The following is an 18890-nucleotide window of genomic DNA, read 5'->3' as shown; positions in this document are numbered from 1 at the left end:
TTCAGCCGCGAAGAGGCCTACATCAACATCAAGGCAACTCGCGCGACCGATAGAACGCTGTCAATACCTTCACCAGATGCGCCAGATCATGGCTGCCACACAGCTCACGAATCGAATGCATGGCAAAAGTCGGCAACCCGATGTCGACCGTACGCACGCCCAGGTGGCTGGCGGTGATCGGGCCGATGGTCGAGCCGCAGCCCATGTCGCTGCGCACCACGAAGCTCTGCACCGGTACTTCTTCGGCCATGCACAGGTGGCGGAAGAACCCGGCGGTTTCGCTGTTGGTGGCGTAGCGCTGGTTGTTGTTGACCTTGATCACCGGCCCGGCGTTGAGCTTGGGCCCGTGGTTGCCGTCGTGCTTGTCGGCGTAGTTGGGGTGCACGCCGTGGGCGTTGTCGGCCGAGACCATCAGCGAGCGCTGAATGGTGCGAACATAGGCGTCGCCATCCGGCAGCAGGCGCTGCAGGGTCTGTTCGAGCATCGGGCCGTCGGCGCCGCAGGCCGAGCTGCTGCCGACTTCTTCGTGGTCGTTGCACACCAACACGCAGGTCTCGTCACTGTCGGCGGCCAGCATTGCCTGCAGGCCGGCGTAGCACGAGAGCAGGTTGTCCAGGCGCGCGCCGGCGATGAAGTCGCCGTGCAGGCCGATTTGTGCGGCGTCCTGGGTGTCGTAGAAGCTCAGCTCGTAATCGAGCACCACGTCGGCGTTGAGCTGGTGCTCACGGGCCAGCTGCTCGGTGAGCAGGGCGCGGAAGTCGATGCGCTCGTCGCCTGCGACCTGGGCCAGGATGGGCGGCAGCTCGGTCTGCGGGTTGATCATCCAGCCTTCATTGGCGGTGCGGTTGAGGTGGATGGCCAGGTTGGGGATGATGGCGATCGGCAGCTTGAAGTCGATCAGCTGGCTTTCGACCTTGCCGTCGCGGCGGAAGGTGACTCGGCCGGCCAGCGACAGGTCGCGGTCGAACCACGGCGCCAGCAGGGCGCCGCCATACACTTCCACGCCCAGTTGCAGGAAGCCCTGGCGCTGCAGCTCGGGCTGCGGCTTGACCCGCAGGCACGGGCTGTCGGTGTGCGCACCGACCATGCGGATGCCGCCCTGCAGGGGTGCTTGCTTGCCGAGCTTGATGGCGATGATCGAAGAGTCGTTGCGGGTGACGTAGTAGCGACCGCCAGGCACTGTGGCCCAGCTGTCACGCTCGTCCAGGCGCTGGTAGCCGGCAGCCTCGAGGCGCTGGGCCAGGCTGGCAGTGGCGTGGAAGGGCGTGGGGGAGGCCTTGAGGAAATCGATCAGGCCGGTATTCAGTGCTTCGCGCATAACTCACTCCAGACAGCAGTGGGGCGAGTTTAGCGTATTAAGTCGACAAATTGTGTCGGCCTCTTCGCGGCTAAAGCCGCTCCCACTGATGCTGTGTAGTTCTCTGTGGCAGCGGCTTCAGCCGCGAAGAGGCCGGTACAGGCAACACAAATCAAAACGGTGCCGGGCACTCGAACTTCAACCGTTCCCCGGAAACCGGATGAGTAAAGCTCAGCATCGCCGCATGCAGGCACAACCGCTCATGCGCCGCCAGCGCCTCGGGATTGGCATACAAACGGTCGCCCAGCAGCGGATGCCCGATCGACAGCATGTGCACACGCAACTGGTGCGAACGCCCGGTGATCGGCGTCAGCTCGACCCGGCAGTAATCGCCGCAACGTTCGAGGATGCGCCAGAAGGTCAGCGCATGCTTGCCTTGCTCGTGGTCCACCACATGCCGGGGCTTGGTCGGCGGGTCGTAGCGCAGCGGCAGGTCGATGCTGCCGCTGTCCAGCGCCGGTTGGCCCCAGCACAGCGCGGTGTAGGCCTTTTCGGTCTCGCGGTCGTGGAACTGGCGCGACAGCTCGCGGTGGCTGTCGGCGTCGCGGGCCAGCAGGATGATGCCGGAGGTTTCCCAGTCCAGGCGGTGGACGATCAACGCATCGGGATAGCCGTTTTCCTGCAGGCGGGTGATCAGGCAGTCCTTGTTGTCATCGGCACGGCCTGGCACCGACAGCAGCAGCGTCGGCTTGTTGACCACCAGGATGGCGGCGTCTTCATGAAGGATCTGGACGTTCGACAGCGGCATTGCGAGTTCTCGATGAAAATGACGAAACCACTGGGGCTGCAGGGCAACCCCAGTGGTTTCGTCTGTACCTGACGGGCTGGATCAGCGATCAGGCAGGGTGATGTTCAGCTCCAGGATCGAGCAGCTGCCCTGGTTTTCCAGCTCGATGTGCACGTCATCGTTGCCGATGTTCACATACTTGCGGATCACTTCGAGCAGTTCTTTCTGCAGTGCCGGCAGGTAGTCCGGTTCACTGCGCTGGCCGCGCTCATGCGCCACGATGATCTGTAGACGCTCTTTCGCCACCGACGCGCTGGTCTGTTTCTGTCTGCCACGAAAGAAGTCAAAAAGGTTCATGGTTTACTTGCCTCCAAACAGGCGCGCGAAGAATCCTTGCTTCGGCACTTCAACGAAACGCAGGGGCTTTTCTTTCCCCAGCAGGCGGTCGACAGTGTCGCTGTACGCCTGGCCAGCATCGCTCTGGTCGTCGAGGATGACCGGGATACCCTGGTTGGACGCTTTGAGCACGGCCTGGGACTCAGGGATCACACCCTTGAGTTTGATGGCGAGAATTTCGGTGACGTCGTCGATGCTGAGCATCTCGCCGTTGACCACGCGCTCTGGGTTGTAACGGGTGATCAGCAGGTGTTCCTTGATCGGCTCTTCGCCGTTCTCGGAGCGGCGCGACTTGCTCGACAGGATGCCCAGCATGCGGTCGGAGTCACGTACCGAAGACACTTCAGGGTTGGTAACGACGATGGCTTCGTCGGCAAAGTACATCGCCAGGTGTGCGCCTTTCTCGATACCGGCCGGCGAGTCGCAGATGACGTATTCGAACTGTTCTTTCAGTTCCATCAGGACTTTTTCGACGCCTTCCAGGGTCAGCGCGTCTTTATCGCGGGTCTGGCTGGCGGCCAGTACGTACAGGTTTTCGAGGCGCTTGTCCTTGATCAGGGCCTGCTGCAGGTTGGCTTCGCCGTTGACCACGTTGACGAAGTCGTACACCACGCGGCGCTCGCAGCCCATGATCAGGTCGAGGTTACGCAGGCCGACGTCGAAGTCGACGATGACGGTCTTGTGGCCGCGCAGCGCGAGGCCGGTGCCGATGGCGGCGCTGGTGGTGGTCTTGCCCACACCCCCCTTGCCGGAAGTAACGACGAGAATCTTGGCCAAGGTGTTTCACCCCTAAATAAGTCGGGACAGGTGTCCCAGCAAAATGCAAAAAACGGCAACTGGGAAAAAAGTTGCTCTGAAAATGACGGCAAGTATCCGTTAAAGACGGGTGATGTTCAACACGTCACCGGACAGGCTGACTTGCACGCCCGAGCCCCACAGCGGGTCGCGGCGCAGGTCCTCGCAGACCCGGTACTGGCCAGCGATAGAGACCATTTCGGCAGTCATCTGCTGGCAGAAGATACGGGCCTTGGTATTGCCTTTGATGCCGGCCAGGGCGCGGCCGCGCATGGCGCCGTACACATGGATGTTGCCATCGGCGAGAAGTTCCGCACCCGGGCTGACTGAGGCGGTGACCACCAGGTCGCCACCCTGGGCGTAGATCTGCTGGCCGCCGCGGACCGGTGCGGTGATGATGCGGGTCGGGCGCTGCTCTTGCACAGGGGCCGGCTCGGGCGCAGGTGCAGGTGCCGGCTCGGGTTTCACCTCGGGCTCAGGCTCCAGTGGCCGCTCACGCGCACCGGAGGGCGGCAGCACCGGCAGGTCGATGGCGATCGCCGCAGCGATGTCCTCGATGCGGTTGGCGCGAATGGCCAGCGTGCGCAGGCCATGGTGGCGGCAGATGCGCATCAGCCCGGGCAGGTCGATCGCCCCTTCGCCGGCCGGCAGCTTGTCCAGCGCCAGCACCAACGGCGTATTGCTGAAGAAATTTGGGGCTTGAGCCACTTTCGCCGCCAATTGGCGGTCGAGGGCTTCAAGGTCGTTGCGCCCCAGCTCCAGCACAGTGATGGCAAGCATGCTGCCCTTGAGCTGGAACACGGAGGCTGTGTCGGGTGTGTGGTTTGGGCTCATGGTCTGCATAGACGACTTGCTAGGGAAAAAGTGCCCTGACTTATAGCGATAACACCGGTTGGCCGCAACCGGCACCGATCCGATGTAGAATGCTCGGCCTTTGACATACCGGAAGCTTCAATGGAACGCCCGCGTTTTCGTCCCTATTTCCTCCACCCCAGGTTCTGGGGCCTGTGGCTTGGCCTGGGCCTGCTGTGGCTGGTGGTGCAGTTGCCCTACCGTGCCTTGCTGTGGCTCGGCGGCGCCCTGGGCGCGCTGATGTACCGGCTGGCCGGTGAGCGTCGGCGCATTGCCGCGCGCAACCTGGAGCTGTGCTTCCCGGAACTGTCCGTCGACGAACGGCGCCGGTTGTTGAAGGCGAACTTCGCCTCCACTGGCATTGCCTTCTTCGAAATGGCTATGAGCTGGTGGTGGCCCAAGGCCAGGCTGGCGCGTCTGGCGCACATCGAAGGTCTCGAACACCTGCAGGCTGCCCAACAGGCAGGGCAGGGCGCGATCCTCATGGCCGTGCATTTCACCACGCTGGAAATCGGTGCGGCGTTGCTGGGCCAGGTCCATACCATCGACGGCATGTACCGCGAGCACGGCAACCCGTTGTTCGACTTCATCCAGCGCAACGGCCGCGAGCGGCACAACCTCGACTCGCTGGCGGTGGAGCGTGAAGACGTGCGCGGCATGCTCAAGCTGCTGCGTTCGGGCCGAGCGATCTGGTATGCACCCGACCAGGACTATGGCGCCAAGCAAAGCCTGTTCGTGCCGTTGTTCGGCATCCCGGCGGCGACGGTCACCGCCACCACCAAGTTCGCCCGCCTGGGCAAGGCGCAGGTAATTCCGTTCACCCAGAAGCGCCTGGAGGATGGCAGCGGCTATCGTCTGGTGATTCACCCGCCGCTGCAGGACTTCCCCGGTGAGAGCGAAGAGGCCGATTGCCTGCGTATCAACCAGTGGATCGAAGGCGTGTTGCGCGAATGTCCCGAGCAGTACCTGTGGGCGCACCGACGCTTCAAGTCGCGGCCCGAGGGTGAGCCGCGGCTGTACGACAAGAAAAAGCGCTGATTTTTGGTGTGTCAGTGCTGGCCCTTTCGCGGGGCACTGACACAGTGAATCCAGGGAGGAATCGATGACCCCAACCACCGGCCTGATCCTCTCTGGCGGCGGCGCCCGCGCCGCCTATCAGGTCGGTGTTCTGGCCGGCATCGCCGAGCTGCTGCCGCCCGGCGCGGCCAACCCGTTCCCGGTGATCGTTGGCACCTCGGCCGGGGCCATCAACGCCGTGACCCTGGCCAGCGGCGCCACCCGCTTTGGCGAATCCGTGCAACGCCTTACCGCCTTCTGGCAAAACCTTCGCAGCCATCTGGTGCTGCGCAGCGACTGGCCCGGGGTGATCCGCCAGGCCAGCCGCTTCGTTGGCCACAGCCTGCTCGGCCTGGGCGGCCAGGCGCCGGTTGCGCTGCTCGACAGCAGCCCGCTGCGGGCACTGCTGCAGTCTCACCTGGACCTTGACGGCATCGCCCATGCACTGGCCAGCGAGCAATTGCGCGCCGTGGCGGTGACTGCATTTGGTTACGAATCCGGCCAGGCCGTTACCTTCTACCAAGGGCGCGGCGGCATTGACACCTGGCTGCGTCATCGGCGCATCGGCGTGCCCACCCCCTTGACCGTCGACCACCTACTGGCCAGCTCGGCGATCCCGCTGCTGTTCGCCCCGGTCCGGCTGGGTGACGAATACTACGGCGATGGCGCGGTACGCCAATCGGCGCCGATCAGCCCGGCCCTGCACCTGGGGGCCAGCCGCGTGCTGGTGGTCGGGGTCAGCGGCAACCCGCAGCGGCCAGCGCCGCCGTTGCCCACTCAGCGCGTGTTCAGTGGCCAGCAACCGAGCCTGGCGCAGATCGGCGGGCATATGCTCAACAGCACCTTCATCGACAGCCTTGAAGACGACATCGAGCTGCTGCAACGGCTGAACCACCTCAGCCACCTGCTGCCCGCGCACCTGGATGCGCGGCGTCTGGGCCTGGCGCCAATCGAGGTTTTGGTAGTGGCGCCCAGCCAGCCGCTGGACGAGATCGCCGCGCGCCACCGGCGTGAGTTGCCAGCGGCTTTGCGCGTGTTCCTGCGTGGTCCGGGGGCGACCCGGACCAGTGGGGCGGGGGTGTTGAGCTACCTGCTGTTCGAAGCCAGCTACTGCAGTGAGCTGATCGAGCTGGGCAGGCGCGATGCCTTGGCCAAGCGCCGGGAGCTGAAGCAGTTTCTGGGCATTTGAAAGGCCTTCACTCAGCTATCTGCAGTTTGCGCGCCTGGGTGTACACATACCGCACCTTCTCGTACTCGAACGGCGAGTTGAGCTGGCCATAGCGGAATTTGGTGGTGTAGCGCTTGTCCACCGCGCGCAGCAGGAAGATTTCCGGGTGGTCGGTACTGACCTCGGCCACATTCAGATAGTTGATCGCCTGCTCGCCGGCATAGTCCACTACCACCCCGGTGGTATCGCGCAGGTTCGACGGGCCTAGCACCGGCAACATGATGTACGGCCCTTCAGGCACACCGTAGAAGCCCAGGGTCTGGCCAAAGTCTTCACTCTGGCGCGGCAGGCCCATCTTGGTGGCCGGGTCCCACAAACCTCCCACGCCGATGATGGTGTTGAACATCAGCCGCGCGGTGATTTCCGCCGAGCGTTTGCCCTTGAGCTGCAGCACGCTGTTGAACAGGTTCGGCACATCGCCCAGGTTGTTGAAGAAGTTGCTCACCCCGGTGCGCACGAAGCGTGGCGTGACGTACTGGTAACCATCCACCAGCGGCAGCAGCACCCATTGGTCCAGGCGGTAGTTGAAGTGGTAGATGCGCCGGTTCAGCGACTCCAGCGGGTCGTAGATGTTCAAGGCGGCCAGGGTGGAACGCTCGAACTCGCGCTGGTCCAGGCCGGGGTTGAATTTCAGTTCGCGCAGCGGGTCGATGAAACCGTCGCTTTCGGGGGCCAGAGGCTCGGCGGTGACCTGCGGGTCGGCCTCGATCACGCTGGTGCGTGGCGCGGTTTCCGCGGCCAGGGCATTGCCGGCGACGACGAGCAGCGCGGTGGCAAGGAGGAATTGATTAGCCACGGAAGAACTCCAGCATGGCGTCGCTGTTGACGCGGTAATTGAGGTTGCCGCAGTGGCCGCCATGGGGGTAAAGGGTCAGCCGATCGCCAAACACCTTGCGCAGGAAGCCAATGTCGCCCGGGCCGAGGATGACGTCATCGGCGTTGTGCATCACGGCGATTTTCGGGCTGTCGCGCAGATAGTCCTCCAGCGCGTACAGGCTGACCTGGTTGACCAGTTGCAGGATGCTGTTGCCGTCGGTACGGGCGCGCCACATCGGGATCACCTGCTCGGTCATGTAGCAGTCGAAGTCGCATTGCAGCGCGCGTTTGAAGAACGGCGTCAGGCTGCTGCTTTCGGTGATCGGGAATTTCGGCGGAATGATCAGGCCGCGGCGGTTGATCAGGTCGGAGGTGAAGGCGATGTCGGCCGCCGAGAAGCGGAACGAGGTGCCGATCAGCATGGCCATCTGTTCGTTGGACAGGTGCTGACGCGACTGCTGGAAGTCATACAGCAGGGCGTCGTTGAGGTCGATGTAGCCCTTGTCCTGGAAGTAACGGGTGAGCTTTTCCAGCATCAGTTCGTAGAAGGTGGTGCTGCGGTCGATACCCTTGACCTGGGTCTGCACCAGCTTGTCGAGGTTGTTGATCGAGGTGTACAGGTTGACCGGCGGGTTGAGCAGCAGCACGCGCTTGAAGTTGAAGCTGCGACGGGTTTCGTCGAGGTGGCTGACGAACGCCGCGTCCAGCGCACCGAGGCTGTAGCCGGTGAGGTAGAACTCGCTGATCGGCAGACGCGGGTGCTGGGCGCGCACGGCCTGCATCACGCGGTACATGTCTTCGGCGTCTTCCTTACTGACCCCCGGTGTGGCGAAGCGTGAGGCAGCGCTCATGAAGTCGTAGCTGGTCGGCGACGACAGCTGCACCACGTGGAAGCCGGCCTGGTAGAACAGCTTTTTCAGGTATTCGTTGATGGTGCTGGAGTACGGCGCGCCAGTGCCGGCGATGATGAAGATCAGCGGCGCTTCGTGGTCCTGGCGGGCCAGGCGATATTTGAGTTTTTTCACCGCCCAGAAGTTGTCGGGCAGGGTGAACTCACGTTCCGGGCGCAGGCTGAGGCTGTAATCGCTCTGGTCGATTTCGTCGTCGCTGGGCAGCGTCGGGCGCTGGTCGGGCGGCGTGGTGGCGATGGTCGCCTCGAACGGGTTGGTCAGGGGGAAGCCGTAGGTCGCGGGGTCGATGTCCCGCGCCGAAGCGGCCGCAGCCATGAGCAGGCCGCCAAGTAGGGCGGCTAGGCGCCAAGATCGATGCATGTAATCCCCCAGAAAGAACGCGAGCAAGGTACTGCGCTACGCAGGCTAGGACCACGCGTGCCCTGGCAAAGTTGCCAGGTGCTGTGGCCTTTGGTGTGCTTGTTATCTGCAACATAGCTGCAGGACTGTGATTTTGCCTTACAACAGGCCTTGGGCGATCATGGACGTTTTCGATTACCGCTATTGGAGAATGGGATGTCTCGTTCGTTGCCGGCTGCGTTGCTGCTGCTGTTTCTCGCGCTTTGGCTGGCTGCCAGTTATGGCGTGCGTTACGGGTTGATGGAAGATGCCCAGTGGGTCGGCCTGTGCACGGCGCCGGCGGAGTACTGGCAATGCCAGGTGCGCTCGCTGTTGGGATTGGGCATTCACTTTCAGGTGATGGCTTGGGCCGGGCTGGGGTTTGCGCTGCTGGCTCAGTTCGTCGCGGGCCGTGCCGGTTGGTGGCTGGCGGTGCTGGCTTTGGTGTTCGGGGTGCCGGCGCTGGTGCTTTATACCGCGAGCATTGCGGTGTTCGTGGTGGTGTTGGCGGGGTTGCGCTTGGTCAGGCAACCGCAGCCCATTCGCGGCTAAAGCCGCTCCCACAGGATTTAGTGCAGCTCAGATGGCCGGTGGAGATCCAGTGGGAGCGGCTTCAGCCGCGAAAAGGGCGCCACTGTAATCAAGTCTGACGCACCCGCAAGCTCCGCCACAACGCCGCCGTCATCAGCACGCTGACCAACGCCCAGCCCCAGGCCTGCTGATTCTCCAGCCCTTCGCGGTAAAGCTGCGGCAGCACCCCGGCCCCGACGATAAACGCCAGCAACGCCACTTCGGCCCGCTTTGCCACCACCGGCCGCAGCAGATAAACCACCGCCGGCAAGGCCAGCGCCGGTGTAGGAAAGCTGCGATAACGCGGATCGAACACCATCGCCAGCATGCTCACCGCCGCCGCAAAACCTGCCGCCAGCAACAGCCAGCCCGCACGCGCTTCGAACCAGGCAAACAGCCGCTCACGCCAGCCAGCGCGGCGCGCCAGCGCCAGTAAGGCATGGGCCAGCACCAGCAGGTTCAGTCCCGCCAGCAGCACCGCCCACAACCATTCCCCTGCGAACCGCGCGTGGGTGCGCATCAACTCGCCCCACAGCCCCAGGCAGCCTGCGCCAAACGCGGCCAGCAGTGGCAACAGCCAGGCGCCGGCCAGGGTTGCAGGGCGCCCAGAAAACACCAGCATGACCGCCATCAGCACAGCGCTGGCCAGCAGCCACTGCGGCCAGTAGTGCAGGTTGCTCACCGGCCCTTCGAGCACGCCCTTGTCCTGCCGGTCGGCATCGTACAGCCCCCAGTAACCGCCCACCGCGCCTTCGCTGGCGCGTTTCCACGGCTGGTCGAAGGCTTCGATCAGGTTGTAGTGCCAACCATTGGCCTCGGCCATGGCGACGAAGCCGCGGATGAAGCGCGCCTCGTTGGCGCGGCTGGGTACCGCGGTCTCGCGCTGGCGACCCTCGCTGGGCCAGCCAGTCTCGCCGATGAAGATGTCCTTGGGCGCAAAGCGCGTGCCGAACACCTGACGCACGTCGGCGACATGCGCCAGGGCATCGGCGATGCCGCGCGGGTCATCTTCCCAGTAGGGCAGCAGGTGAATGGTGAGAAAATCCACCGCCGGTGCCACCTGCGGGTGCTGCAGCCAGAACTCCCAGACATCGGCGTAGGTGACCGGCACCTTGACCTGGCTCTTGACCTTGCTGATCAACCCGGCCAGGCGATCGCCGGTAACCTCCTTGCGCAGCAATGCCTCGTTGCCGACGATCACTGCGCTGACCACGTCCGGGTTGGCATTGGCGGCGGCAATCAGCAAATCCACCTCTATGTCGGTATCGACCGGGTTGGCATTGACCCAGGCGCCGAGCATCACCTTCAGCCCATGCTTGCGCGCCAAAGCCGGGATTGCCTCCAGACCGGTCATGGAGTAGGTGCGGATGCACTGAAAACGCTCGGCCAGCAGCGCCAGGTCGGTGTCCATGCGCGCCGGGCGCAGGCGAAACGGCTGGTCGAACGGCGACTGGTCCTTGTCGAAGGGGGTGTAGGAGGCGCACTGCAACTTGTGCGTGGGGCTGGCAGCATCGGGCAGCACGATCGGCTTGCCAAGCCCGTACCAGAGCGCGCCAAGGCCGAGCAGGCCAAGCAGGCAAGCGAGCAGGTACAACGGCAGCAGCAGGCGGGCAGGTGCGGGCATCGGGCGGTCCATCGTCAGCGCAAAGCCTTAGATAGTAGCCCGGCGCCAATCATTTGGCATGCAAGGATCGCGCAGAACCCTGTAGGCCGATGCCGCTAATGGCACAGTGCTGTCGCAATGGGGTGGGGTATAGGTCGCAGCTGGAGCAGGTCGCCCTCTGATGCAGGCACATGATGCAATCTCCAAGACCTGACGAGGGGATGCATTGATGGCGACTTCTACAAGAATGCGACGTTTCCTGGGTGTGGGCACCGCCCTGGTACTGGCCATGAGCACTGCACAAGCAATGGCCAAGGAAGTAAGCATCGGTTACGTGGATGGCTGGTCCGACAGCGTGGCGACCACCAACGTCGCCGCCGAAGTGATCAAGCAGAAGCTCGGCTACGATGTGAAGCTGCAGGCGGTGGCCGCAGGGATAATGTGGCAGGGCGTGGCGACCGGCAAGCTCGATGCGATCCTCTCGGCCTGGCTGCCGGTTACCCATGGCGAGTACTGGGCCAAGAACAAGGACAAGGTGGTCGACTACGGGCCGAACTTCAAGGACGCCAAGATTGGCTTGATCGTGCCGGAGTACGTCAAGACCCAGAGCATCGAAGACCTCAAGACCGACAAAGGCTACAAGCAGAAAATCATCGGCATCGATGCAGGCTCCGGGGTCATGATCAAGACCGAACAGGCGATCAAGGACTACGACCTGACTGGCTACAAACTGACTGCAAGTTCCGGTGCCGGCATGACTACCGAGCTGGGCAAGGCCTACGCCAAGCAGGAGCCGATCGCCGTTACCGGTTGGGTGCCGCACTGGATGTTCGCCAAGTGGAAACTGAAGTTCCTCGATGACCCGAAAGGCGTGTATGGCGCCGCCGAAACCGTCAACAACATCGGCAGCAAAGAGCTGGATCAGAAAGCCCCGGAAGTGGCCGAGTTCCTCAAGAAGTTCCAGTGGCAGTCCAAGGATGAGATCGGTGTGGTGATGCTGGCGATCCAGAATGGTGCCAAGCCTGAAGCGGCGGCCAAGGACTGGGTGAGCAAACACCCGGACCGGGTCAAGGAGTGGACTGGCAAGTAACGCCGTCCATTTTCATTGCAGGGGCCGCCAATGCGGCCCCGCTTTGTTACTGATCCTGCAAAACAGTGTTGCATCTAAGACTAAGGTCGTCTGGTTGGCGTCCAACGGCAGCATAAAGTAAGGGCGTGGGTACCATCCCCTATCTGTGCTGCTAGGACAAAAACAATGAACGACAGCATTTACCTCTCGATACAAAACAGCCCCCGCTTCAAGGAGCTGGTCACCAAACGCGAACGGTTCGCCTGGGTTCTCTCGGCGATCATGCTCGGCCTGTACAGCGCTTTCATCCTCCTGATCGCCTACGGTCCTCAACTGTTGGGCGCCAAGCTCAGCCCTGAGTCGTCGATCACCTGGGGCATTCCCCTGGGCGTCGGCCTGATCCTGTCGGCATTCGTCCTGACCGCCATCTACGTACGCCGCGCCAACGGCGAATTCGATGAGCTGAACAAGGCCATCCTCAAGGAGGCGCAACAATGATTCGCCACGCCAAAGCCCTGGCCGTACTGGCCTGCGGCGCGTTCGCACCCGCCGTGTGGGCAGCCGATGCCCTGACCGGTGAGGTGCAGAAACAGCCGCTCAACGTTGCCGCGATCGCCATGTTCGTAGCCTTCGTTGCCTTCACCCTCGGCATCACTTACTGGGCCTCCAAACGCAACAAATCGGCGGCGGACTACTACGCTGCCGGCGGCAAGATCACCGGTTTTCAGAATGGCCTGGCGATTGCCGGCGACTACATGTCGGCCGCGTCCTTCCTGGGTATTTCCGCGCTGGTGTTCACCTCTGGCTACGACGGCCTGATCTACTCGATCGGCTTCCTGGTCGGCTGGCCGATCATCCTCTTCCTGATCGCCGAGCGCCTGCGCAACCTGGGCAAGTACACCTTCGCCGACGTCGCTTCGTACCGCCTCGGGCAGAAGGAAATCCGCACCCTGTCGGCCTCTGGTTCGCTGGTGGTGGTGGCCTTCTACCTGATCGCGCAGATGGTCGGTGCCGGCAAGCTGATCGAGCTGCTGTTCGGCCTGGACTACCACGTCGCGGTGATCCTGGTGGGCATCCTGATGTGCCTGTACGTGCTGTTTGGCGGCATGCTGGCCACTACCTGGGTACAGATCATCAAGGCGGTGCTGCTGCTGTCCGGTGCCAGCTTCATGGCGCTGATGGTGATGAAGCACGTGGGCTTCGACTTCAACACCCTGTTCTCCGAAGCGATCAAGGTGCACAGCAAGGGCGAGGCGATCATGAGCCCGGGCGGCCTGGTCAAGGACCCGATTTCGGCGTTCTCCCTCGGCTTGGCGCTGATGTTCGGTACCGCCGGCCTGCCGCACATCCTGATGCGCTTCTTCACCGTCAGTGACGCCAAGGAAGCGCGCAAGAGCGTGCTCTACGCCACTGGCTTCATCGGCTACTTCTACATCCTGACCTTCATCATAGGCTTCGGCGCGATCCTGCTGGTGAGCACCAACCCGGACTTCAAGGACGCCGCCGGCGCCCTGCTGGGCGGCAACAACATGGCGGCGGTGCATCTGGCCGATGCCGTGGGTGGCAGCATCTTCCTCGGCTTCATCTCGGCAGTGGCCTTCGCCACCATTCTGGCTGTGGTCGCCGGCCTGACCCTGGCCGGTGCTTCGGCGGTGTCCCATGACCTGTACGCCAGCGTCTGGCGCAAGGGCAAGGCCAACGACAAGGACGAGATCCGCGTGTCGAAGATCACCACCGTCGCTTTGGGCGTGCTGGCGATTGGCCTGGGCATTCTGTTCGAGAAACAGAACATCGCCTTCATGGTCGGCCTGGCGTTCTCCATCGCCGCCAGCTGCAACTTCCCGGTACTGCTGCTCTCGATGTACTGGAAGAAGCTGACCACCCGCGGCGCCATGATCGGCGGCTGGCTGGGCCTGGTGAGCGCGGTGACGCTGATGATCCTTGGCCCGACCATCTGGGTGCAGATCCTCGGCCACGAAAAGCCAATCTACCCGTACGAGTACCCGGCGCTGTTCTCGATGCTGATCGCTTTCATCGGTATCTGGTTCTTCTCGGTCACCGACAAGTCCAAGGCAGCTGAAAGCGAACGTGCGCTGTTCTTCCCGCAGTTCGTTCGGTCGCAGACTGGCCTGGGAGCTTCGGGCGCCGTCTCGCACTGATTCACCGGCAATAAAAAACCGCGCTACGGCAACTGCCCGTAGCGCGGTTTTTTCATTCAGGGCGCTAGATCATACCGAGTAACAACAGCACCAGCAGTATCACCAGCACCACGCCGATGATGCCGGACGGGCCGTAGCCCCAGCTGCGCGAGTGCGGGAAGACCGGTAAGCCACCAATCAACAGCAGGATCAGGATGATGATGAGGATCGTGGTCATGACGGAGTCCTTGCGTGGTTAGGGTTCAAGGGCCTCGGACTGCTGGCCTCTTGCTAATTCGGACCGGTGCCGCTTGCGAAAGATTCCATTCGCTCGCCACTGACCGCACGGTCATGCCCGCCCATTCACTAGCCTGATGGATCCTGCCAACCGCCAAGGCCTTGATTAGACTGGCCTGACAACCTATCAGCAGAAGGTCTGCCAGCATGCACAACCGCATCATGATCACCGGCGCCGGGTCCGGTCTTGGCCGCGAGATCGCCCTGCGTTGGGCGCGCGAGGGCTGGCGCCTGGCGTTGGCCGACGTCAACGAAATCGGACTGCGCGATACCCTTGAGCAGGTGCGCAGCGCGGGCGGTGAGGGCTTCACCCAGCGCTGCGACGTGCGCGACTACAGCCAGCTGACCGCCCTGGCCCAGGCCTGTGAAGAGCGGTTCGGCGGCATCGACGTGATCGTCAACAACGCCGGGGTTGCCTCGGGCGGGTTCTTCGCCGAGCTGTCGCTGGAGGACTGGGACTGGCAGATCGCGGTCAACCTGATGGGCGTGGTCAAGGGCTGCAAGGCGTTCTTGCCGCTCTTGGAACGCAGCAAAGGGCGGATCATCAACGTGGCCTCGATGGCGGCATTGATGCAAGGCCCGGGGATGAGCAACTACAACGTCGCCAAGGCCGGTGTGCTGGCGCTGTCGGAGAGTTTGCTGGTGGAGCTGCGCCAGCTGGAAGTGGCGGTGCATGTGGTGTGCCCGTCGTTCTTCCAGACCAACCTGCTGGACTCCTTTCGCGGCCCCAACCCGGCAATGAAGGCCCAGGTCGGCAAGCTGCTGGAGGGCTCACCGATCAGCGCGGCTGACATTGCCGACTACATCCACCAGCAAGTCGCTGCCGGTGAGTTCCTGATCCTGCCGCACGAGGCCGGGCGCCAGGCCTGGGAGCTCAAGCGCCAGGCACCGGAGCGGCTGTACGACGAGATGGCGGAAATGGCGGTGAAGATGCGTGGCAAGGCGCAAGCGCGCTGATTGCAAGATTTGTCTGTAGGAGGATTTACCTGCGAATGTAGGTTTGTTCTGAATTGCCAGGGAAGTATTGAGTAGCCAAATATCCCCATGCACCCTGCGGTTTTCCCCTTTGTAGGAGCGCCGCAGCATGTTGGTCATTGGACGTGAAGTCGGTGAAGTCATCACCATCGGTGAAGATATTCAGATCAAGGTGGTGGAAACTCGCGATGGCATGGTGCGCTTTGGCGTCAGTGCCCCGCGTGAGGTACCGGTTCACCGGGCTGAGGTGTACAAGCGGATCAAGGCGGGGGAGCGCAAGGGCAACCTGGCCTGAGGCTGCCAGTAGTTAACCCAGTGGGAGCGGCTTCAGCCGCGAACACCGGCAAAGCCGGTGCCATCCACCGCGTCGCTTGCTTCGCGGCTAAAGCCGCTCCCACGGGATATCTCCGATTAGTCCAGTAGCTCGCGCGGTACATCATGCTTGGCCAGCAACTGGCACTGCTGGCTCTCCACGTCGAACAGAATGAACGCCTGCCCCTTGGCCAACGCCTGGCGCACCCGCAGCACGCGGGTTTCCAGCGGCGTGTCGTCGCCGTTGTCGGTGCCGTCGCGGGTGACGAAGTCCTCGATCAGGTGGGTCAGGGTTTCGGCTTGCAGTTGTTCGTAGGGGATCAGCATGGGCGGCATTCGGCTTGGTTGAACGATGCGCCCATGCTACGCGAAATGTTTCAGCCCTTGTTACCCACCAAGCTGTCGACCGCCGGCACCCGGGTGTCGCTCTCCATCTGCGCATCATGCTCCAGCTGGTGGCTGAAGCGCTCCAGCGAGGCATTGGCCGGGTTGGAGTCGCTGGCGAACACCGGCGGGCTGAGCAGGTAACCCGACAGCAGGCGGCTGAGCGCGGCCAGGCTGTCGATGTGGGTGCGCTCGTAGCCGTGGGTGGCATCGCAGCCGAACGCTATCAGCGCAGTGCGAATATCATGCCCGGCGGTAACTGCCGAGTGGGCATCACTGAAGTAATAGCGGAACACGTCGCGCCGCACCGGCAGGTCCTGATCGCCGGCCAGTTTGAGCAGGTGACGTGACAGGTGGTAGTCGTAAGGCCCAGAGGAATCCTGCATGGCCACGCTCACGGCATGTTCGCTGGAGGCCTGGCCAGGTGCGACCGGGGCGATGTCGATGCCGACGAATTCGCTGACGTCCCAGGGCAGGGCGGCTGCGGCGCCGGAGCCGGTCTCCTCGGTGATGGTGAACAGCGGGTGGCAGTCGATCAGCGGCTGGCGGCCACTTTCCACTACGGCTTTCAGCGCCGCGAGCAGGGCCGCCACACCGGCTTTGTCGTCCAGGTGACGGGCGCTGATATGGCCGCTTTCGGTGAATTCCGGCAGCGGATCGAAGGCGACGAAATCACCGATGGCTAGCCCCAGGGCTTCGCAGTCGGCGCGGGTGGTGCAATAAGCATCCAGGCGCACTTCGACGTGCTCCCAGCTGACCGGCATCTGGTCGATGGCGGTATTAAAGGCATGCCCGCTGGCCATCAGCGGCAGCACGCTGCCCCGGAATACGCCGGTGTCGGTGAACACGCTGACCCGGCTGCCTTCGGCGAAGCGGCTCGACCAGCAACCCACCGGCGCCAGGGCCAGGCGGCCGTTGTCCTGCAATTGGCGCACGCTGGCGCCGATGGTGTCGAGGTGGGCAGAGACGGCGCGGTCGGGTGAGCTTTGCCGGCCCTTCAGTGTGGCGCGGATGGTGCCGCGGCGGGTCAGCTCGAAGGGGATGCCCAGTTCGTCCAGGCGTTCGGCGACGTAGCGCACGATGGTGTCGGTGAAGCCGGTCGGGCTGGGGATTGCGAGCATCTCCAGGAGGACGCGCTTGAGGTAGTCGAGATCGGGTTCTGGGTAATGTTGGGACATGTGTACTCCTTTGCCGGCCTCTTCGCGGGGCAAGCTCGCTCCCACAGGCTCACTACAATACTTGTGGGAGCGGGCTTGCCCCGCGAAAGGGCCCTCATTGATTCACGCCAACGCCCGGCTCTGCGGGAACAGCAGGTCGACAAAGCGTTCCGCCGTTGGCTGCGGTTCATGGTTGGCCAACCCTGCGCGCTCGTTGGCCTCGATGATCACGTAGTCCGGGTGCTCGGCATCGCGCACCATCAGGTCCAGGCCCACCACCGGAATATCCAGCGCCCGCGCGGCACGCACGGCGGCATCGGCCAGTACCGGGTGCAGGCGCTCGGTGACGTCTTCCAAGGTGCCGCCCGTGTGCAGGTTGGCAGTGCGGCGCACGGCCAGGCGCTGGCCGGCGGGTAGCACGCTGGCGTAGTCGAGGCCAGCGTCGCGCAGGGTGCGCTCGGTTTCGTCGTCCAGCGGAATACGGCTTTCGCCACCGGTGGCGGCCTGGCGGCGCCGGCTCTGCGTTTCAATCAGCGCCTTGACGCTGTGCTTGCCATCACCGATCACCTGCGCCGGGTGGCGGATGGCGGCGGCCACCACTTCGTGGCCAATCACCAGGATGCGCAGGTCCTGGCCAGGGTGGAAGCTTTCCAGCAACACGCGGCTGTCGAAGCGGCGGGCGTGTTCGATGGCCAGGCTGACTTCGTCGTAGGTGGTCAGGTTGACCGCCACGCCCTGGCCTTGCTCACCGTCCACTGGCTTGACCACCACCGCGCCATGCTCGTCGAGAAATGCCAGGTTGTCGTCGGCGTTGCCGGCCAGTTGCTGCATCGGCACCTGCAGGCCCGCGTTGTGAAGGGCCTGCTGGGTCAGGCGCTTGTCCTGGCAGAGGGTCATGCTGACCGCGCTGGTCAGGTCGCTCAGCGACTCGCGACAGCGCACCCGGCGCCCGCCCAGGCTGAGGGTGAACAGCCCGGCAGCGGCATCGTCCACCTGCACATCGATGCCGCGTCGATAGGCTTCATCGACGATGATCCGCGCATAAGGGTTGAGCCCGGCTTCGGGGCCGGGGCCGAGGAACAGTTGCTGGTTGATGCCATTCTTGCGCTTGACCGCGAAGGTCGGCAGGTTGCGGAAACCGAGCTTTTCATACAGCCGCTTGGCCTGGCGGTTGTCGTGCAGCACCGAGAGGTCCAGGTAGGCCAAGCCACGGCTCATGAAGTGCTCGATCAGGTGGCGCACCAGCACTTCACCGACGCCTGGGCGGGTGCAGTGCGGGTCGACGGCCAGGCACCAGAGGCTGCTGCCGTGCTCGGGGTCGTCGAAGGCCTTGCTGTGGTTCAGGCCCATGACGCTACCGATCACCGCGTGGGTGTCTTCGTCCTCGGCCAGCCAATACACCGGCCCGCCGAGATGACGAGGGGTCAGCAGGTCGGGCTGCACCGGCAGCATGCCGCGCGCCTGGTACAGGCCGTTGATGGCCTGCCAGTCGGCATCGCTCTGCGCCCGGCGGATGCGAAAGCCGCGAAATACCCGCTGCGCCTGGCGGTAGTCGGAAAACCACAGGCGCAGGGTGTCGGACGGGTCGAGGAACAACTGCTGCGGTGCCTGGGCCAGCAACTGCTGCGGCGCTGCCACATACAGGGCGATGTCGCGTTCGCCAGGGCGCTCCGCCTGCAGCGCCTCGGCCAGGGTTGCCGGGTCCGGGTAGGTGTGACCGATCAGCAGCCGGCCCCAGCCGCAGTGCAGGGCACGCGGCTGGTCGTGGGGGTCGCTGCCATCGCCGGCCAGGCGCGCCTGCAGGCGCTCGTAGGACGGCGTCTGGCCGCGCAGCAGGCGCTGACCGTAAGCGATCTCATGGGGCTTCAT

Annotated in this window: 20 protein-coding genes; 8 read left to right on the top strand and 12 right to left on the bottom strand. The window is 63.6% G+C overall.

Annotated elements, in window-relative coordinates; translation table 11 throughout:
* Positions 1-28 precede the first annotated feature (28 nt).
* The 5 genes from ACIQUF_RS16715 to minC all read right to left on the bottom strand — a co-directional run bounded on the left by ACIQUF_RS16715 (position 29) and on the right by minC (position 4118).
* Entirely contained in the window at positions 29-1318 is a 1290-nt protein-coding gene (locus ACIQUF_RS16715) for a M18 family aminopeptidase (protein WP_403133306.1), read from the bottom strand.
* A 151-nt stretch (positions 1319-1469) separates the two neighbouring features.
* Positions 1470-2105 (bottom strand): RluA family pseudouridine synthase, encoded by a 636-nt coding sequence (locus ACIQUF_RS16710; protein WP_400802455.1) that lies wholly within the window; start codon positions 2103-2105, stop codon positions 1470-1472.
* A gap of 81 nt (positions 2106-2186) precedes the next feature.
* Positions 2187-2441: a cell division topological specificity factor MinE gene (gene minE, locus ACIQUF_RS16705; RefSeq protein ID WP_003252572.1), complete on the bottom strand. Its 255-nt coding sequence runs from the start codon at positions 2439-2441 to the stop codon at positions 2187-2189.
* A 3-nt stretch (positions 2442-2444) separates the two neighbouring features.
* The gene (minD, locus tag ACIQUF_RS16700; RefSeq protein WP_403133303.1) at positions 2445-3257 is read right to left on the bottom strand and encodes a septum site-determining protein MinD; all 813 of its coding nucleotides are present in this window, start codon (positions 3255-3257) and stop codon (positions 2445-2447) included.
* Positions 3258-3356: 99 nt separating this feature from the next.
* Positions 3357-4118: a septum site-determining protein MinC gene (gene minC / locus ACIQUF_RS16695; protein WP_403133302.1), complete on the bottom strand. Its 762-nt coding sequence runs from the start codon at positions 4116-4118 to the stop codon at positions 3357-3359.
* Positions 4119-4229: 111 nt separating this feature from the next.
* Here minC and ACIQUF_RS16690 point away from each other — a divergent pair, with 111 nt between their 5' ends.
* Both ACIQUF_RS16690 and ACIQUF_RS16685 read left to right on the top strand, forming a co-directional pair.
* Entirely contained in the window at positions 4230-5165 is a 936-nt protein-coding gene (locus ACIQUF_RS16690) for a lipid A biosynthesis lauroyl acyltransferase (RefSeq protein ID WP_403133300.1), read from the top strand.
* Between the two features lie 64 nt (positions 5166-5229).
* Positions 5230-6372 carry a patatin-like phospholipase family protein gene (locus tag ACIQUF_RS16685; protein ID WP_403133298.1) on the top strand — a complete coding sequence of 381 codons (1143 nt, stop codon included), beginning with the start codon at positions 5230-5232 and terminating at the stop codon, positions 6370-6372.
* Between the two features lie 7 nt (positions 6373-6379).
* Here the strand turns inward: ACIQUF_RS16685 and ACIQUF_RS16680 are convergent, their stop codons facing one another.
* Positions 6380-7123 carry a VacJ family lipoprotein gene (locus ACIQUF_RS16680; protein WP_403133561.1) on the bottom strand — a complete coding sequence of 248 codons (744 nt, stop codon included), beginning with the start codon at positions 7121-7123 and terminating at the stop codon, positions 6380-6382.
* 76 nt (positions 7124-7199) lie between these two features.
* Positions 7200-8498, bottom strand: coding sequence for a serine/threonine protein kinase (locus ACIQUF_RS16675; protein WP_403133296.1), 1299 nt, complete (start codon positions 8496-8498; stop codon positions 7200-7202).
* A 195-nt stretch (positions 8499-8693) separates the two neighbouring features.
* On the opposite strand from ACIQUF_RS16675, the gene ACIQUF_RS16670 reads away from it, so the two are divergent.
* Positions 8694-9068 carry a hypothetical protein gene (locus tag ACIQUF_RS16670; protein ID WP_403133293.1) on the top strand — a complete coding sequence of 125 codons (375 nt, stop codon included), beginning with the start codon at positions 8694-8696 and terminating at the stop codon, positions 9066-9068.
* A gap of 88 nt (positions 9069-9156) precedes the next feature.
* Here the strand turns inward: ACIQUF_RS16670 and ACIQUF_RS16665 are convergent, their stop codons facing one another.
* Positions 9157-10722: a beta (1-6) glucans synthase gene (locus tag ACIQUF_RS16665; protein ID WP_403133291.1), complete on the bottom strand. Its 1566-nt coding sequence runs from the start codon at positions 10720-10722 to the stop codon at positions 9157-9159.
* A 196-nt stretch (positions 10723-10918) separates the two neighbouring features.
* Between ACIQUF_RS16665 and ACIQUF_RS16660 the strand changes: the two genes are divergently transcribed.
* The 3 genes from ACIQUF_RS16660 to ACIQUF_RS16650 all read left to right on the top strand — a co-directional run bounded on the left by ACIQUF_RS16660 (position 10919) and on the right by ACIQUF_RS16650 (position 13917).
* Complete coding sequence (locus ACIQUF_RS16660; RefSeq protein WP_403133288.1) at positions 10919-11779, top strand: glycine betaine ABC transporter substrate-binding protein; 861 nt, start codon at positions 10919-10921, stop codon at positions 11777-11779.
* A gap of 165 nt (positions 11780-11944) precedes the next feature.
* On the top strand, positions 11945-12256 hold the full coding sequence (locus ACIQUF_RS16655) for a DUF485 domain-containing protein (RefSeq protein ID WP_400802438.1): 312 nt from the start codon (positions 11945-11947) through the stop codon (positions 12254-12256).
* Positions 12253-13917, top strand: coding sequence for a cation acetate symporter (locus ACIQUF_RS16650; protein WP_400802436.1), 1665 nt, complete (start codon positions 12253-12255; stop codon positions 13915-13917). Before ACIQUF_RS16655 ends, ACIQUF_RS16650 begins: the two co-directional genes overlap by 4 nt.
* A gap of 64 nt (positions 13918-13981) precedes the next feature.
* Here ACIQUF_RS16650 and ACIQUF_RS16645 read toward each other — a convergent pair whose 3' ends face one another.
* Positions 13982-14134 carry a DUF3309 family protein gene (locus tag ACIQUF_RS16645; RefSeq protein WP_003252624.1) on the bottom strand — a complete coding sequence of 51 codons (153 nt, stop codon included), beginning with the start codon at positions 14132-14134 and terminating at the stop codon, positions 13982-13984.
* A 206-nt stretch (positions 14135-14340) separates the two neighbouring features.
* On the opposite strand from ACIQUF_RS16645, the gene ACIQUF_RS16640 reads away from it, so the two are divergent.
* Positions 14341-15150 carry an SDR family oxidoreductase gene (locus tag ACIQUF_RS16640; protein ID WP_403133285.1) on the top strand — a complete coding sequence of 270 codons (810 nt, stop codon included), beginning with the start codon at positions 14341-14343 and terminating at the stop codon, positions 15148-15150.
* Between the two features lie 127 nt (positions 15151-15277).
* Positions 15278-15463, top strand: a complete 186-nt coding sequence (csrA, locus tag ACIQUF_RS16635) for a carbon storage regulator CsrA (RefSeq protein WP_403133282.1) — start codon at positions 15278-15280, stop codon at positions 15461-15463.
* Positions 15464-15579: 116 nt separating this feature from the next.
* Here csrA and ACIQUF_RS16630 read toward each other — a convergent pair whose 3' ends face one another.
* The 3 genes from ACIQUF_RS16630 to ngg all read right to left on the bottom strand — a co-directional run bounded on the left by ACIQUF_RS16630 (position 15580) and on the right by ngg (position 18890).
* Positions 15580-15807: a YheU family protein gene (locus ACIQUF_RS16630; protein WP_403133279.1), complete on the bottom strand. Its 228-nt coding sequence runs from the start codon at positions 15805-15807 to the stop codon at positions 15580-15582.
* 50 nt (positions 15808-15857) lie between these two features.
* A complete protein-coding gene (locus tag ACIQUF_RS16625; protein WP_403133278.1) occupies positions 15858-17042 on the bottom strand; it encodes an osmoprotectant NAGGN system M42 family peptidase in 1185 nt (394 codons plus the stop codon).
* Between the two features lie 102 nt (positions 17043-17144).
* Complete coding sequence (gene ngg, locus ACIQUF_RS16620; RefSeq protein ID WP_403133275.1) at positions 17145-18890, bottom strand: N-acetylglutaminylglutamine synthetase; 1746 nt, start codon at positions 18888-18890, stop codon at positions 17145-17147.

The organism is Pseudomonas sp. NPDC090233 (assembly GCF_044772285.1).
Lineage (GTDB): Bacteria > Pseudomonadota > Gammaproteobacteria > Pseudomonadales > Pseudomonadaceae > Aquipseudomonas.
Note: the sequence above shows the minus strand (reverse complement) of the source record. Positions and strands in the feature narration are given on the sequence as shown.